Source organism: Curtobacterium sp. 314Chir4.1 (assembly GCF_900215175.1).
Classification (GTDB): Bacteria; Actinomycetota; Actinomycetes; order Actinomycetales; family Microbacteriaceae; genus Curtobacterium; species Curtobacterium pusillum_A.
Map to the genome: position 1 here is coordinate 727,271 of NZ_OCMI01000002.1, position 15,342 is coordinate 742,612.

A 15,342-nucleotide genomic window follows, 5' to 3' on the forward strand; every position below is an offset into this window, starting at 1 on the left:
ACGGTGTCCGTACCCCGGCCGTGCGCGCGCTCCACGCTCGGCCAAGAAGGTTGTGCACAACTGAGTTGCGTGCAATGCTTGCGTCATGCCTGTGACCGACGAGATGGTGTGCTTCTCCCTGTACGCAGCGAGCCGAGCCACCACGCAGGCGTACCGGACCCTGCTGGAACCCTGGGGACTCACTTACCCGCAGTACCTCGTCCTCGTAACGCTGTGGATCGAGGGCGACCAGACCGTGACGAGCCTCGGGGACCACCTGCAGCTCGACTCCGGCACGCTCTCGCCACTCCTCCGCCGCATGGAACAGGGCGACCTGGTCCGCCGGGAGCGCCGGAGCACCGACGAGCGGGTCGTCACCGTCACACTCGGCGACCGCGGCCGCTCCGTCCGCGGCGAACTGGCGCACATCCCGTCGACGATCGCCGCCGGGATGGGCCTGCCCGACGAGCACGCCGCGATGGAACTCATCGCGACGCTGCACCGGCTGACCGAGACCATGCACGCCGCCGCGACGCCGAAGCGCGCCGCCGCGGACCACTGACCCCCACGAAGGAAGGAACACCATGGAAGCCCTCTACACCGCCGAGGCCCTCTCCACCGGCGCCGGCCGCGACGGCCGCGTCGCCACCAGCGACGGATCGTTCGCGCTCGACCTCGCGATCCCGAAGGAGATGGGTGGCTCCGGCAACGGCACGAACCCCGAGCAGCTCTTCGCCGCCGGGTACGCCGCGTGCTTCCACTCCGCACTGCAGGGCGTCGCCCGCAGCCAGAAGGTGAAGATCGAGGACTCGTCCGTCGGCGGTCGCGTGCAGATCGGCCCGAACGGCGAGGGCGGCTACCAGCTCGCCGTCCTGCTCGAGGTCGTCCTGCCCGGCCTCTCGCACGAGGTCGCACAGGGCCTCGCGGACGCCGCGCACCAGGTCTGCCCCTACTCGAACGCGACCCGCGGCAACATCGACGTCACCATCACCGTCTCGGAGGACTGAAGCATGACCACCACCCCCACCACGATGCGCGCCGTCGTCCACGAGACCTTCGCCGAGCCCGCCGAGGTCCTCGGCGTCCAGGAGCGCCCGGTCCCGACCCCCGGCGCCGGCGAGGTCCTCGTCCGCACGGTCCTCTCCCCCATCCACAACCACGACCTCTGGACCGTCCGCGGCACCTACGGCTTCAAGCCCGAGCTGCCAGCAGCTTCCGGCACCGAGGCACTCGGCGTCGTCGAGGCGCTCGGCGAGGGCGTCACGAACCTGACGGTCGGCCAGCGCGTCGCCGGCGGGGCGTTCGGCGTCTGGGCCGAGTACTACACCGCGAACGCCGCCGGGCTCGTCCCGGTCCCCGACGCCATGCCCGACGAGGCCGCCGCCCAGCTCGTCTCGATGCCGTTCAGCGCCATCAGCCTGCTGCACTCGCTCGACCTGCACGAGGGCGACTGGCTCATCCAGAACGCCGCGAACGGTGCGGTCGGCCGCATGGTCGCCCAGCTCGGTGCTGCCCGCGGCATCAACGTCATCGGGCTGGTCCGCCGCGCCGCCGGCGTCGAGGAACTGCGCGAGCAGGGCATCGAGCGCATCGTCGCCACGGACGCGGACGACTGGAAGGCCCAGGTCGCCGCGATCACCGGCGGCGCCCCGGTCGTCGCGGGCGTCGAGTCCGTCGGCGGGAAGGCAGCCGGTGACATCGCGAGCGTCCTCGGCGAGAACGCCACGCTCGTCGTGTTCGGCGCGATGGCCTCTCCCACGCTCGAGATCCCGTCCGGCAAGGTCATCTTCGGCCAGCTCACCGTGAAGGGCTTCTGGGGCTCCGTCGTCAGCAAGACGATGCCCGGCGAACTCAAGGGGCAGCTCTTCGGCGAGCTCATCACCCGTGTGCTCGACGGCTCGCTGACGCTCCCCGTCGCCGAGACGTTCGCCTTCGAGGACGTCCGCGACGCGGTGCGCGCCTCGGACACCGCCGGCCGCGTCGGCAAGGTGCTCCTGCGCCCGTAGACGCAACCGATGACGGACGGGAGGCCCGTGGCGGGATCGCCACGGGCCTCCCGTCCGTCACGCGGCGGGACCAGGGCCCGGAGCGCGTCCGTCTCAACCGCCGAACGCCGAGATCTCCTCCGGGAGCGGCTCGTCCATCGCCTGCCGGAGCGCCCGCATGCCCGCGATGACCGCGGGGCGATCGGCTCCGGGCACCCGGTCGAGGATGCGCTCGAGCTCTCGGGCACGCTCGGCGCTCACCTCGTCGACCAGTGCCCGGCCGGCATCGCTCGCCGCGATCAGGACCTCGCGCCGGTTGTCCTCGCTCGCCTGCCGCACGACCCAACCACCCGCGACCAGCCGGTCCACGTTCCGGGTCAGGGTGGACGGTCCGACGGCCAGGCGCTCGGCAAGGTCACCGGAACGGGTCGGCCCGAGGGTCGTCACGAGCACGATGAGGCGGAACTGCGGCACGGTGACGTGCTCGAGCGCTGACGTCAGCGAACGAGCGACGACACCGAGCAGCCCCCTGGAGGCTGCGAGGACTTCATCGAGGTCGGCCACCCGTCCATCTTCGCAGGGCCTCACATCGCTTCCTTGAGCCCGATGCGCACGAGCCACGCGTTCACCGGGAAGGCGCAGGCGAACCCGGCGACCATGGCGAGTTGCATCGCCACCCAGAACTCCGGGGTGAGCGCCGTCGCCCGGCCGCCGAAGACCGCCGGGAACAGCGCGAACTGGAACACCGCCATGACGCCGTACATCCCGACCTGCCACGCCGAGATCGACAGCGCGTCGGCCTTGAGCGCCGCGACGATGCCGTCCCGGACACCGAGGCCGCGCATCGGTGCGATCGCGAAGTACTGGAACGCGATGCCGACCACGAACGCGATGACGAAGTCGATCACCCACCCGGCGACGATGCCGTCGTGGTACAGCCAGCCGAGGCCGACGAGGGCACCGAGACCCGGGAACGCGACCAGACCGAACTCACCCACCAGGTCCCCGAGCGCACACCCGGCGCCGCAGTGGCTCGTGTCGATGGCCGTCCCCGCGAACCGACCGTGCGGCGGCGAGGTCGCCCGCCCGCGCCGCAGGTAGAAGGCGAACCACACGACGCTGCCGAACAACATCGTCAGCGGCCACACGATGGCCATCACCCGCATCTGCGGCGGGTGTCGCACGACGTCGACCGTCACGGCGACGCAACACACCATCGCCACCGCGAGCAGGACCCAGCACACGGCCGTGAGCGTCTCGGGGAACAGGTCAGCCCCCGATCGTGTGGATGCCGTAGCTCGCGAAGAACCCGACGACCGCGATCAGGCCCGTCCACGTGCCGGTCTTCCGGAACGCCTCGGGGAGCATCGTGTCGGCGAGCATCGCCAGGATGGCGCCCGCAGCCACCGCCGTGACCGCACTCTGCACACCGGCCGGGGCGTGGCCGAGGAGCGCGTACCCGCCGAGCGCGGACAGGGCGCAGGCGACGGCGATGCTCCCCCACACCGTGAACACGTAGCCCGCGCCTCGACCGTTCTGCTTCATGTCCGCCGTGCTCGAGAGCCCCTCCGGCAGGTTCGAGATGATCACGGCCGCGACGACCGCCACGGACAGACTGCCGCCCGCAGCGAGCCCGATGCCCTGCACAGCCGTCTCGGGGATGCCGTCGAGGAGCGCCCCGAGCGCGATGCCGAGCCCGGTGCCGGACCCGCCAGAACCGCCCCTGCTGCGGCGCTTCCGCGACCCCATCCGGTCGAGCAGGACGTCGAGCAGGACGTAGACGACCGCGCCGCCGAGGAACCCCGCCATCGCGGTCCAGAAACTGCCGGAGCGGGTCGCTTCCTCGACCAGGTCGAACGAGAGCGCGGAGATGAGGACGCCGGCGCCGAAGGCCATGATGGCTGCCACCACCGTCCGCGGGACGCGCACGAACCAGGCCACCGCCGCGCCGACGACGAGCGCCAACCCGGACGCCAGGCCCGCTCCGGTTGCCAACACAATGGGGTGCACCGCGCTCCTCCGATCGCTTGTACTCGTACAAGCGACGAGCGTAGAGAAGTCGCGTCCGCCCTTTCCCAGGTCCGCCCGAACGGACGGGAGGCACGGTGCCAGCTGGCACCGTGCCTCCCGTCCGTCTGTCGGTCGGTCCTACCGCCGCGCCTTCTTCGCGGGGACCGTGAAGATGTTGCCGGTGGTGACGCCCTCTTCGACCTCTTCCAGGGTGCGACCGCGGCTCTCGGGCACGAACTTCCAGATGAAGAGCAGTGCGAGCACGCCGACGATCGCGAAGCCGAAGAACGTCCCCGTGATGCCGGTCGCCGCGACGATGGTCGGGAAGTAGAGCCCGAGGAACGCGTTCGCGATCCAGAGACAGAACACCGAGATGCCCATGCCGAGCGCTCGGATCTGCGTCGGGAAGATCTCGGACAGGATCACCCACGTGGCGATGTTGAGGAACGTCTGCATCGAGCCCACGAACGCGACGACGAGGAACAGGATGACCCACGGGCGAGCCGGGTTGCCCTCGACGAGCGTCATCGAGGCGATGCCGATGAGGAAGTGGCAGACCGTCGTCAGCGAGTAGCCCAGGATGAGCGTCGTGCGGCGATTGATCTTCTCCATGTTGTAGATCGCGATGACGCCACCGATCACCGCGATGATGCCCGGGGCGATGTTCGCGATGAGTGCCGCCGACTGCTGGAAGCCCGACTCGATGAGCACGGTCTGGCCGTAGTACATGATCGAGTTGATGCCGGTGAGCTGCTGGGCGACACCGATGCCGGCGCCGATGAGCACGATGCGGATGAGCCACTTGTTGCCGAGCAGGGTGCGCCAGCCGCTCTGCTGCTGGACCTTCGCCTCGAACTCGTTCGAGCGCTTGATGTCCTCGAGCTCGGCCTCGGCACGTTCCTTCGAGCGGATCTGCCCGAGGACCTCGAGCGCCTCGTCGTTGCGGCCCTTCGACGCCAGCCAGCGCGGCGATTCGGGGACGCGGAGCATGCCGATGAACAGTGCGATGGCGGGGAGCGCGCAGACGGCGAGCATGACGCGCCAGACGCCGTTGCCCTCGCCCCAGAGGTTGCCGATGATCGCGTTCACGACGAAGGCGGCGAGCTGCCCGATCACGATCATGAGCTCGTTGCGACCGGAGAGCGACCCGCGGATCTCGTAGGGGGCGAGTTCGGCGAGGAACACCGGGACGACCGTCGACGCACCGCCGACCGCCAGTCCGAGCAGGACACGACCGACCACCATCACGCCGAACACCGGGGCGAAGACGCAGATCAGGGTGCCGACGAAGAACGTGACCGCGAGCAGGATGATCGTCTTGCGGCGACCCCAGCCGTCCGCGATCCGGCCGCCGAGCATGGCGCCGATCGCGGCACCGAAGAGGAGCGAGCTGGTGACGACGCCCTCGGTGAGGTTCGTCAGGCCGAGCTCCTGCTTCATCGGCAGGAGCGCGCCGTTGATCACACCGGTGTCGTACCCGAAGAGCAGGCCACCGAAGGTGGCGACGAGGGCGAGGACGCCGAGCCGGCGGACGTGCGGACCGTGTCCGACCGGCGGGAGCGGGACGCTCGGGGCTGTCGGTTTGATGTCGACCATGCGGGTGACTCCTTCGTCAGTGATCAGGCTGCATCGCTTGGAAGGATCGTAACCCGTTTCCATGTCCTGTCAATCGGTCATGAAGACATCTGGACGATTGGACCGGTCCACACAATCCCTGATCAGCGGTCAGTCTGCATCCGAGGTCGTTTCGTCGGCGTCCTGGGCGGGCTGGTCGAGCACGTCCCCCAGCGAGGGCATGTCCGCCCCGTGGTCCGTGTACCGGCGGACCGTCCGGCGGGCGGCGGCACTCGCAGCGCCGGAGAGTCGTGGGTTGCGCTTCGCGGCGTCGGCGACCCGACCGGCGTGCCCGGCCGTGGACAGCAGGACGTTCGCCAGTGCCCGGGCTTCACCCGGTTCCGGGACTCCCGCGATCGACCAGGCCGAGCGGACCTGCTCGTCCGGCGTGACACCCCGCCGGGTGCCCATCCGGTGCCAGTCCGACAGCGCGCCCTCGGTCCGGGAGGCCGCACGGTCTGCCTCGCCCACCCGGTGACGCTCGCGATCGGCGTCCGCAGCCTCGCTCCGCTCGATCCGGTCGGTCAGGCCGTCCGCACGCTTGCGGACCGCTTCGGCCCGCTCTCGTGCAGCGGCGTCGTCCCCGCCGGCTTCGGCGATGCGGGCGGCGTGTGCGGCGGCGGCCGCGGCGAGGATCTCCGAACGCTCCATGCCGTCGACGGTAGCCGGTCCGACCGACACGGGCGCCGTGCGGAGCGGCCGAGCGGTGGCGGCAAGCAGGAGGGCTGTACCCGAGGACACATCTCGATCACGATCCCCCCTGCGCCACCCGGTGCTCGGCTAGCGTCGAACCGAGGGGGAATCATGAAGCGGATCGTGACGGTCGGTGCCGTCGTGCTGGCCACCGTCGCGCTGTCCGGTTGCTCGTTGCTGCGCGGGTCGGACGGAGCGTTGCCCGCTCCGTCCAGCCCGCCGGCGACCACCGCGTCACCGACGCCGAGCGACACCGCGACGCCCGACGGCGAGTCAGCGGCCGACCTGCTCGAGGCATCCGCGAACCCCCGGACGCCGACGCCCGCCCCGACCGAGGCCGCCGCCCCCGCTCCCACGCTCACGCCGATCCCGGCCGGGACGGTCCTGGCACAGGGCGACGTCGCCTCGCCGAAGGGCAGCATCCACTTCCACTTCCGGATGGTCGCGAACGGTGACGACACGTTCACCGCGCAGTACTCCGGGGTGACGTCGACGCTGCCCGTCCCGATCGGCGTCGGCCTGTTCGACCTGTCCCGGAAGGTCGGGGACGGCCTCACCTACCGGGGCGTCGGGGACCACACGCTCGGCGGACCGACCAGCACGGCGATGGCGGCGAACGTGCCCCTGAGCGGCTCCGGCGTCGACCCGTCCCACCTCGGCACCCTCGTGACCTACTCGGCAGCGGCCCCGGGGCAGGACGTCCCCGTCGAGATCGCCGCCGAGAAGGTGCTCGCGGTCACGTCGGTGCGCTGGTCGGTGCCGGCACGGCAGACGAACGTGCACCCGAAGGACGCCGGCGCCCGGGCGAACGCGACCGGCTCCGTCACCGCGACGACCGCCGGCGGGGCCCCGAAGTCGTACACGGTCGCGCCGGACGACCTGATCGGCGACGTCGCCGCACGCTTCGGCATCACGGTGCGGGCGCTCGTGTGGCTCAACGAGGGCGTGCAGGTCTTCGGCGAGGACCAGCACCTCTACGAGGGCACCTCCCTCAACCTCGACCCGCTCGGCCGCTGACCCGGCGGGCCGGGCCCGGCCGGGCCGCTCCGGCGGCCGGCCGCGCTCAGCTCTGACCGCGAAAGCGACAGTTTCCCGCCGGATTCCGGCGGGAGACTGTCGCTTTCGCGGAGGGGTCCGTGGCTCGCACCAGGATCTTGTCGCTTTCGCGGCACTTGGGCGCGACCCATGGACAGACCGGAGGCCCGTGGCGGATCCGCCACGGGCCTCCAGGCCGTCAGGTGCGTGCGTTACTCGCCGCGCAGCTCCAGGTACTTGGCGATGAGCGCCTTCGTCGAGGAGTCCTGCGCGTCCAGCGCAGCCTGGTCGCCGTCGACCGCCGGAGCGATCTGCAGCGCCAGCTGCTTGCCGAGCTCGACGCCCCACTGGTCGAACGAGTCGATGCCCCAGATGGTGCCCTCGGTGAACACGATGTGCTCGTACAGCGCGATGAGCTGGCCGAGCACGCTCGGGGTCAGCTCCGGCGCGAGGATCGACGTCGACGGCTTGTTGCCGGTGAACGTGCGGGCGGAGACGATGGCCTCGTCAGTGGTGCCCTCGGCGCGGACCTCCTCCGCGGTCTTGCCGAACGCGAGCGCCTTCGTCTGCGCGAAGAAGTTCGCCAGGAAGAGCGCGTGGACGTCCTGGCCGGGCTGCACGGCCTTGCCGTCGCCGGTCTCGTCCTTGAGCGGACGGGCCGGCTTCGCGACCGTGATGAAGTCCGTCGGGATGAGGCGCGTGCCCTGGTGGATCAGCTGGTAGAAGGCGTGCTGGCCGTTCGTGCCGGGCTCGCCCCAGAAGACCTCGCCGGTCTCGGTGGTGACGGGCGAGCCGTCCCAGCGGACGCGCTTGCCGTTCGACTCCATGGTGAGCTGCTGCAGGTACGCGGCGAAGCGGTGCAGGTACTGCGTGTACGGCAGGACCGCGTGGCTCTGCGCGCCGAGGAAGTTCGAGTACCAGACGTTCAGCAGGCCCATCAGGACGGGGACGTTCTGCTCGAGCGGCGCCGTGCGGACGTGCTCGTCGATGGCGTGGAAGCCGGCGAGGAACTGCTCCCAGTTCTCCGGACCGATCGCGATGACGACGCTGGTGCCGATGGCGGAGTCGACCGAGTAGCGGCCACCCACCCAGTCCCAGAAGCCGAAGGCGTTCTCCGGGTCGATGCCGAACGCGGCGACCTTGTCGAGGGCGGTCGACACGGCGACGAAGTGCTTCGCGACGGCGTTCGACTTCTCGTCGTCCGAGGCGTCGGTGAGGCCGAGCTTCTCCCAGAGCCACTGGCGGGCCAGCCGGGCGTTCGTCAGGGTCTCGAGCGTGCCGAAGGTCTTCGACGCGACGATGAACAGCGTGGTCTCGGGGTCGAGGTCCGCGGTCTTCTCGTAGATGTCCGCGGGGTCGATGTTCGAGACGAAGCGCGCCTCGAGCCCGGGCTGCACGTACGGCTTGAGGGCCTCGTAGACCATCACCGGACCGAGGTCCGAGCCGCCGATGCCGATGTTCACGACGGTCTCGATGCGCTTGCCGGTGACACCGGTCCACGATCCGTCGCGCACCTTCGTGGCGAAGGCGTACACCTTGTCGAGCGTGGCGTGCACGTCGGCGTCGACGTCCTGGCCGTCGACGACGAGCGCCGGCGAGGCACCCTTCGGACGGCGGAGCGCGGTGTGCAGGACCGCGCGGTCCTCGGTGGCGTTGATGTGCTCACCCGCGAGCATCGCCTGGAAGCGCTCGGCGACGCCGGTGTCCTTCGCGACCTGCAGCAGGTCCTGGAGGATCTCGTCGGTGACGAGGCCCTTCGACAGGTCCACGGTCAGGTCGGCGGCCTGGAAGGTGTAGCGCTCGGCACGACCGGGGTCGGTGTCGAACCACCCTCGCAGGTCCGGGGTGAAGCCGTCGGCGATGCCGGCGAGCTTCTTCCAGCCGTCGGTCGATGTGGGGTCGACGGGAGCGGATTCGGTCACTTGGGTCCTCCTGGGATCACCTTCAAGACGGTCAAGCCCGCGGGTCACCGCAGCATCGCGTCGCGGACCGTGTTCGAGCGTAGCGCCGTCCGACTGGTGGTGCGCACCGCCGGACTGGAGGCACGTGGTGCGTTCGCTGCGCGCGTCACCCGAGCAGCGTGGCGAGTGCGTCCGCGACGGGTCCGGTGGGTGCGTCGCGCCAGGCGCGTCCGGCCCACAGGTGGAGACGCTGCGCGTCGTGGCCGGCGGCCGCAGCGCTGCGGATCGGCTTCGTGAGGTGGTGCAGCGCCGGGTAGCCGAGTGGTGCGTCGGCGTGCGCGCGGACGAAGTCGTTGACGAGCGCCCGCGCCGGACGGCCCGTGAACGCCCGGGTGAGTGCGGTCTCCTGGAACGCCGGGTCGGCGAGCGCGCTGCGGTGCGTGTCGCTCGTGCCTGCCTCGTCGGTGCGGAGCACGAAGGTACCGACGGCGGTCGCCCCCGCACCGGCGGCGAGCGCGGCGGCGACGTCGTCCCTGGTGCCGATCCCGCCCGCTGCCACGACGGGCAGCGCGGTCGAGCCCACCACGGCCCGCACCAGGTCGGGCAGCGGCCGGTCGGTGCGTGCCCGTGCGGGGTCGAGCACCGCGGAGTGTCCGCCCGCGGCGATGCCCTGCACGACGAGGGCGTCGACACCGAGGTCCTCGGCCGCCCGCGCCTCGTCGGGGTCCGTCACCGACTGGACGGTGACCGTGCCGCGCCGCCGGAACGCCTGCACGGTCGTGACGTCGGGCAGCCCGAAGGTGAACGACACGACGGGCACGGGGTCGTCGAGCAGCAGGGCGACCTTCTCGTGCCAGGCGTCGTCGTCCTCGCGCTTGGCCACCGCCGTGGCGCCGGGCTCGTGCGCCAGGAGCGCCCGGTAGCGGTCGTACTCGGCGTCGTCGATCGGCACCGGGTTCGGCACGAAGAGGTTCACACCGAACGCGGTCGTCCCCGCGGCCCGGACCGCAGCGATCTCGGCGGCGACGGAGTCCGGCGTCCGGTACCCGGCCGCCAGCTGGGCGAACGAACCCGCACGTGCCGCGGCCGTGACGAGGGTCGGGGTGCTCGGGCCCCCGGCCATCGGCGCGACGTGGACGCACCCGACGGTCCCGAGGACGCCTGGCAGCTGCACCATCTGCCCATCCTGCCCGATTCGGTGCCGACGAAACACCGGCGATGTCGTCCGTCAGGTCCCGCCGTGCCATCGTGGCCGGATGCCTGGAGGGACATGATGCTGCACGCCTAGATCGACGAGAGTGCGCGCGTCGCGAACGCTGAACCTCCTGCCTACTTCCTCGGGGGCGTCATCGCCGCGCCCGATGCGAGCGAGGCCCACCGTGACGCTCTGCGACCACTCCAGAACACCCGCCGCAAGTTGCACTGGCGGGACATCGACGGACCACACCGGCGGCGAGTGATCTCCGTCATCCGCGGCTTCGACGTCCGCCACGTGGTGGTCGTCGCGACACCGATGGACCCGAAGCGACAGGAACGTGCTCGCGCGCTGTGCCTGGAGCGTCTCGCGTGGGAACTCTGCGAACGCCACCGCGTGATCCACACGACGTTGGAGGCGCGCACACCCTCGTTGATGCAACGTGACCGCCGCACCATCGACGCGTTGCGCGGTCGCGGAGGCCTGCCGCGAGGGATGCGCGTCGACCACGGCAATCCGCTCGACGAGCCGATGCTCTGGATCGCCGACCAGGTCGTCGGCGCCGCGGGTGACGCACACACGGGGGACGATCGATGGTTCCGCGCCCTGGCCGACTCGGTCGAGCTCGTTCGCATCGAGCTCTGAACAGCGCGAAAGCCGGGTCCCGTCAAAGGGCGGGGGTCCCGGCTTCTACTTCCACATCCCCCAGCGGGGGCAGGCGCGTCCAGTGTACACCGGGCGGCGCGCCCCCGCGGGGAACGGCTCCCGTCAGGGGAGCGGGGTGAAGCGGCGGAGCCGCAGGCTGTTCGTCACGACGAAGACCGACGAGAACGCCATCGCCGCGCCGGCCAGCACCGGGTTGAGCAGTCCGGCCATCGCGAGCGGGATCGCCGCCACGTTGTACGCGAACGCCCAGAACAGGTTCCCCTTGATCGTGCGCAGGGTGGCCCGGGACAGCCGGATCGCCTCGGCCACGACCGTCAGGCGACCGCTGACCACGGTGATGTCGCTCGCCGCGATCGCCGCGTCGGTGCCGGCACCCATCGCGATGCCGAGGTCCGCCGCGGCGAGGGCTGCGGCGTCGTTCACACCGTCGCCGACCATCGCCACGCTCCGCCCCTCGGCCTGCAGGCGACGCACGGTGTCGAGCTTCGACGCCGGTGTGGCCCGGGCGTGCACCTCGTCGATGCCGACCGCGGACGCCACCGCACGGGCGGCTCCCTCGTTGTCACCGGTGAGCAGCACGGGGCGCAGGCCGAGTTCGACGAACCGGCGCACGGCGTCGGCGGCCTCGGGCTTCACCGTGTCGCCGACGACGACCACGCCGAGCGCGGTGCCGTTCCGGGCGACGACGACCGCGGTGCCGCCCTCGGACTCGGCGGCGTCGACGGCGTCGGACACCTCCGCGGGGACCGTGATCGACCACGAGTCGACGAGCCACCGGACCGTGCCGACGAGCACGACGTCGCCGTCCACGACGGCCTGCACGCCCGCACCGGGCGTCGCGGTGAACTGCTCGGCACCGGTTGCGTCGAGGCCGCGCGCACGCGCCGCCCGGACGACGGCACGGGCCACGGGGTGCTCGGAGCCGTCCTCCACCGCCGCTGCGAGTCGCAGGACGGTGTCGTCGTCAGCGTCCGGCGTGCCGGTCACCGATCGGAGGGTCATCGTCCCGGTGGTGACGGTGCCGGTCTTGTCGAGGACGATCGTGTCGACGCCGCGGGTCTGCTCGAGGACCTGGGGTCCACCGATCAGGATGCCGAGCTGCGAGCCGCGCCCGGTGCCGACCAGGAGCGCCGTCGGTGTCGCCAGGCCGAGCGCACAGGGGCAGGCGATGATGAGGGTCGCGACGGCGGCGGTGAACGCGGCGGTCAGGGAACCGCCGAACACGAGCCAGCCGGCGAACGCCAGGACGGCGAGACCGATGACGATCGGCACGAAGATCCCGGAGACCCGGTCGGCGAGGCGCTGGACCTCGGCCTTCCCGGTCTGCGCGTCCTCGATGAGCCGACCCATGCGGGCGAGTTCGGTGTCGGCGCCGACGCGGGTGATCATGACGACGAGCCGCCCGCCGACGTTGATCGTGGCGCCCGTCACGGCGTCGCCGGGGCGGACCTCGACGGGGACGGACTCGCCGGTGAGCATGCTGAGGTCGACGGCGGAGGAACCCTCGCGCACGGTGCCGTCACTCGGGATCCGCTCCCCCGGGCGGACGACGACCACGTCGCCGACGACGAGCGAGGCAGCGGGCACACGGGTCTCGATCGCCCCGCGCAGCACCGTGGCGTCCTTCGCGCCGAGTTCGAGCAGGGCGCGGAGCGCGGCGCCGGACTGCTGCTTCGCGCGGGCCTCCATGTACCGCCCGGCGAGGATGAACACCGTGACGGCGGACGCGACCTCGAGGTAGAGGTCGCTCGCCTCGGGATCGGTCGCGAACCACGAGAACGTCATGTGCATGCCGGTCGTCCCGGCGTCGCCGAGGAACAGCGCGTACAGCGACCACCCGAACGCCGCGAGGACGCCGACGCTCACCAGGGTGTCCATCGTCGCGGCGCCGTGCCGGGCGTTCACCCACGCGGCACGGTGGAACGGCAGGGCACCCCACACCGCGACCGGGGCGGCGAGCGCGAGGGCCAGCCACTGCCAGTTCGGGAACTGCAGCACGGGCACCATCGACAGGACGACGACCGGGACGGCGAGGACCGCCGAGACGACCAGGCGCTGCCGCAGCGGCCCCGACGGGTCGTCGGTGCGGTCGCCGGGGGCGTCGTCCGGCGCCGGCGGTGCGGGCACGGAGGCCCCGTACCCGGCTGACTCCACGGCGGCGATGAGGGCATAGGTGTCCGAGCTGCCGGACACGGTGGCCTTCTCGGTGGCGTAGTTCACGGTCGCGGTGACGCCGGGGAGCTTGCCGAGCTTCCGTTCGATGCGGTTCGCGCACGAGGCGCAGGTCATCCCCGTGATGTCGAGCTCGACGGCGCCGTCGGTCATGACCGCACGACCTCGTACCCGGCCTCGGCCACGGCACCGCGGAGTGCGTCTGCGGGGACGGGAGCGTCCGTCGTGACGGTGACCTCGGAGCGACCACCGGGCACGAGCTGGACGGCCACGCCGGACACCCCGGCGACCTCGCCGAGTTCCTCGGTGACGCTGATCACGCAGTGTTCGCAGGTCATGCCCTCGACGAGCAGGAGTTCGGTGTTCACGGTGGTTCCCTTCTGGATGCGGACGGGGGTCAGGAGCGGACGAGCCGGGCGATCGCCTCGCTGGCTTCGCGGACCTTCTCGTCGGCTGCGTCGCCACCCTCGGCCACGGCCTCGGCGACGCAGTGCTTCAGGTGGTCCTCGAGCAGCGACAGCGCGACGCGTTCGAGCGCCCGGTTCGCCGCGGAGATCTGGGTGAGGACGTCGATGCAGTACGTCTCGTCCTCGACCATGCGGGCGATGCCGCGCACCTGCCCCTCGGCTCGACGGAGTCGCTTGAGCAGGTCGTCCTTGTCGCCGATGTAGCCGACGTGTTCGTGCATGCTGACCTCCGTCGTGTTCAATACGGTACCCCCCTAGGGTATTCCCGGACGCGCGGAGCGCAACCGTGGCAGGATGCGCGCATGACCGACGCGGCGACGAACGGCTTCCGCAGACTGCGGTTCACCGACGCCGACGGATCGGACTACTCCGCCATCTTCGAGGCCGAGTACCACGGCTCGGACTTCGCCTCGGAGACGTACGCGACCGAGGACGCCCGGTACGAGTACACCGTGGTCGGCGACGACGACCTGACGCTCCGGACCATGCGCGCCGAGGGTGGTCGACGCGGCGGCGTGATCGGCGCCCGGGACGACCACGTGGTCTTCTGGCTCACCAGGGGTCGGCTCGAGATGCACTTCGCCGACCGTTCCCGTGTGGTCGAGCCGGGGAGCCCGTACATCGCGTCGGCGTCGGAGGCGTACCGCTTCGAGTCGACCGGGACGGTCTACAACGGCGTGCACATCGCCGACCGCTTCCTCCGCGCGGTCGGTCGGGACCTCGGCTTCCGACTGCCGGACGGTCCCCTGTTGTTCGACCAGCAGGACGAAGCCGTCGCCCGCCAGGAACCGCTCCGACACCTCATCGGCGAGATCGGTCCGATGCTCGTGGACGACCGGGTGGTCGGTGCGATGCGCACGGCCCTCAACCGGCGGTTGGCGATCGTCGTGCTCGACACGTTCCCGATCCGGAACCGCGGCGCCGACGTACCGGTCGCGAACCGCCTGCGCGATGCCGTGCGGTACATCGAGGCGCACGCCGCCGACCGCCCCTCGGTCCCCGAGATCGCCGCGGCCTGCGGACTCAGCCAGCGCGGGCTGCAGGACGTCTTCGCACGGACGCTCGACTCGAGCCCGCACCGGTTCCTCCGCGACCACCGGCTCGACCGCGTCCGCCGCGAGCTCCTGCGCGCCGACGGCGACGACACCGTCGCCGTGATCGCTGAGCGGTGGGGTTTCACGAACCACGGCCGGCTCGCCGTCGCGTACCGCGACCGGTTCGGCGAGGACCCCGCCACCACCCTCCGTTCCGCGCGCGCCGCCCGGCCGGGTCGGGCATCGTGGCGGCTCCGACGGGCCGTCGCGTTCATCGAGGAGCACCTCGACGAGGACCTGACACTGCAGGCGGTCGCCGACGCCGCCGGCGTGCGTCCACGACGCCTCCAGCAACTCTTCCTGGAGGAACGGGGCGAGTCCCCGATGGCGGCCGTGCGGTCGATCCGTGGTGCGTCCACACGCAACGCAGCAGACGGTTCCGGCGACCGCGACTGACCGCGAGACCCTCCGGGGTACGGGAACACGGGCATCCGGCGGTGTCACTGGAAAGTTCCTGAATCCGGATGCCCCGGTGTGACGAACGTCAGGTGAGCCCCGTCTCATCCGTGAACAGCAACCGCTGGGAACGCC

The 15,342-nt window shown here is 71.2% G+C and carries 17 protein-coding genes; 6 read left to right on the top strand and 11 right to left on the bottom strand.

The annotated features are described in order from the left end of the window. Positions 1 to 85: 85 nt before the first annotated feature. Genes CRP27_RS08370 through CRP27_RS08380 form a run of 3 tightly spaced genes read left to right on the top strand, consistent with a single transcriptional unit; the run spans position 86 to position 1,985 of the window. The gene (locus CRP27_RS08370) at positions 86 to 541 is read left to right on the top strand and encodes a MarR family winged helix-turn-helix transcriptional regulator (protein ID WP_176505517.1); all 456 of its coding nucleotides are present in this window, start codon (positions 86 to 88) and stop codon (positions 539 to 541) included. Between the two features lie 22 nt (positions 542 to 563). Beyond that, entirely contained in the window at positions 564 to 986 is a 423-nt protein-coding gene (locus CRP27_RS08375; protein ID WP_079236961.1) for an organic hydroperoxide resistance protein, read from the top strand. A 24-nt stretch (positions 987 to 1,010) separates the two neighbouring features. Continuing rightward, on the top strand, positions 1,011 to 1,985 hold the full coding sequence (locus CRP27_RS08380; RefSeq protein WP_097180375.1) for a zinc-binding dehydrogenase: 975 nt from the start codon (positions 1,011 to 1,013) through the stop codon (positions 1,983 to 1,985). A gap of 93 nt (positions 1,986 to 2,078) precedes the next feature. Here CRP27_RS08380 and CRP27_RS08385 read toward each other — a convergent pair whose 3' ends face one another. The 5 genes from CRP27_RS08385 to CRP27_RS08405 form a co-directional block, all read right to left on the bottom strand. After that, entirely contained in the window at positions 2,079 to 2,528 is a 450-nt protein-coding gene (locus tag CRP27_RS08385; RefSeq protein ID WP_176505518.1) for a MarR family winged helix-turn-helix transcriptional regulator, read from the bottom strand. A 20-nt stretch (positions 2,529 to 2,548) separates the two neighbouring features. Beyond that, entirely contained in the window at positions 2,549 to 3,208 is a 660-nt protein-coding gene (locus CRP27_RS08390; RefSeq protein ID WP_217990709.1) for a DUF4396 domain-containing protein, read from the bottom strand. A gap of 25 nt (positions 3,209 to 3,233) precedes the next feature. Next, positions 3,234 to 3,959 (bottom strand): ZIP family metal transporter, encoded by a 726-nt coding sequence (locus CRP27_RS08395; protein WP_255257491.1) that lies wholly within the window; start codon positions 3,957 to 3,959, stop codon positions 3,234 to 3,236. 153 nt (positions 3,960 to 4,112) lie between these two features. Next, positions 4,113 to 5,570, bottom strand: a complete 1,458-nt coding sequence (locus tag CRP27_RS08400; protein ID WP_097180199.1) for a sugar porter family MFS transporter — start codon at positions 5,568 to 5,570, stop codon at positions 4,113 to 4,115. A gap of 129 nt (positions 5,571 to 5,699) precedes the next feature. Continuing rightward, positions 5,700 to 6,239 carry a hypothetical protein gene (locus CRP27_RS08405; protein ID WP_097180200.1) on the bottom strand — a complete coding sequence of 180 codons (540 nt, stop codon included), beginning with the start codon at positions 6,237 to 6,239 and terminating at the stop codon, positions 5,700 to 5,702. 153 nt (positions 6,240 to 6,392) lie between these two features. Here CRP27_RS08405 and CRP27_RS18195 point away from each other — a divergent pair, with 153 nt between their 5' ends. Continuing rightward, complete coding sequence (locus CRP27_RS18195) at positions 6,393 to 7,298, top strand: LysM peptidoglycan-binding domain-containing protein (protein WP_176505519.1); 906 nt, start codon at positions 6,393 to 6,395, stop codon at positions 7,296 to 7,298. 230 nt (positions 7,299 to 7,528) lie between these two features. On the opposite strand, the gene pgi is transcribed toward CRP27_RS18195, so the two are convergent. The 3 genes from pgi to CRP27_RS17960 all read right to left on the bottom strand — a co-directional run bounded on the left by pgi (position 7,529) and on the right by CRP27_RS17960 (position 10,805). Continuing rightward, positions 7,529 to 9,238, bottom strand: coding sequence for a glucose-6-phosphate isomerase (pgi, locus tag CRP27_RS08415; protein WP_097180201.1), 1,710 nt, complete (start codon positions 9,236 to 9,238; stop codon positions 7,529 to 7,531). A gap of 145 nt (positions 9,239 to 9,383) precedes the next feature. Beyond that, a complete protein-coding gene (locus CRP27_RS08420; RefSeq protein ID WP_097180202.1) occupies positions 9,384 to 10,394 on the bottom strand; it encodes a nitronate monooxygenase in 1,011 nt (336 codons plus the stop codon). 51 nt (positions 10,395 to 10,445) lie between these two features. After that, positions 10,446 to 10,805 (bottom strand): hypothetical protein, encoded by a 360-nt coding sequence (locus CRP27_RS17960; RefSeq protein ID WP_141399716.1) that lies wholly within the window; start codon positions 10,803 to 10,805, stop codon positions 10,446 to 10,448. Positions 10,806 to 10,847: 42 nt separating this feature from the next. On the opposite strand from CRP27_RS17960, the gene CRP27_RS17965 reads away from it, so the two are divergent. Next, positions 10,848 to 11,057 carry a hypothetical protein gene (locus CRP27_RS17965; RefSeq protein WP_141399717.1) on the top strand — a complete coding sequence of 70 codons (210 nt, stop codon included), beginning with the start codon at positions 10,848 to 10,850 and terminating at the stop codon, positions 11,055 to 11,057. Between the two features lie 123 nt (positions 11,058 to 11,180). On the opposite strand, the gene CRP27_RS08430 is transcribed toward CRP27_RS17965, so the two are convergent. From CRP27_RS08430 to CRP27_RS08440, 3 genes are read right to left on the bottom strand one after another with little or no spacing between them, the layout of a single operon-like run. Further along, a complete protein-coding gene (locus tag CRP27_RS08430; protein WP_097180204.1) occupies positions 11,181 to 13,403 on the bottom strand; it encodes a cation-translocating P-type ATPase in 2,223 nt (740 codons plus the stop codon). Next, positions 13,400 to 13,618, bottom strand: a complete 219-nt coding sequence (locus tag CRP27_RS08435) for a heavy-metal-associated domain-containing protein (RefSeq protein WP_255257492.1) — start codon at positions 13,616 to 13,618, stop codon at positions 13,400 to 13,402. The genes CRP27_RS08430 and CRP27_RS08435 overlap by 4 nt, the downstream gene beginning before the upstream one ends. 29 nt (positions 13,619 to 13,647) lie before the next feature. Continuing rightward, the gene (locus CRP27_RS08440; protein WP_079239032.1) at positions 13,648 to 13,938 is read right to left on the bottom strand and encodes a metal-sensitive transcriptional regulator; all 291 of its coding nucleotides are present in this window, start codon (positions 13,936 to 13,938) and stop codon (positions 13,648 to 13,650) included. 81 nt (positions 13,939 to 14,019) lie between these two features. Here CRP27_RS08440 and CRP27_RS08445 point away from each other — a divergent pair, with 81 nt between their 5' ends. Beyond that, on the top strand, positions 14,020 to 15,207 hold the full coding sequence (locus tag CRP27_RS08445) for a helix-turn-helix domain-containing protein (RefSeq protein ID WP_097180205.1): 1,188 nt from the start codon (positions 14,020 to 14,022) through the stop codon (positions 15,205 to 15,207). Positions 15,208 to 15,342 lie beyond the last annotated feature (135 nt).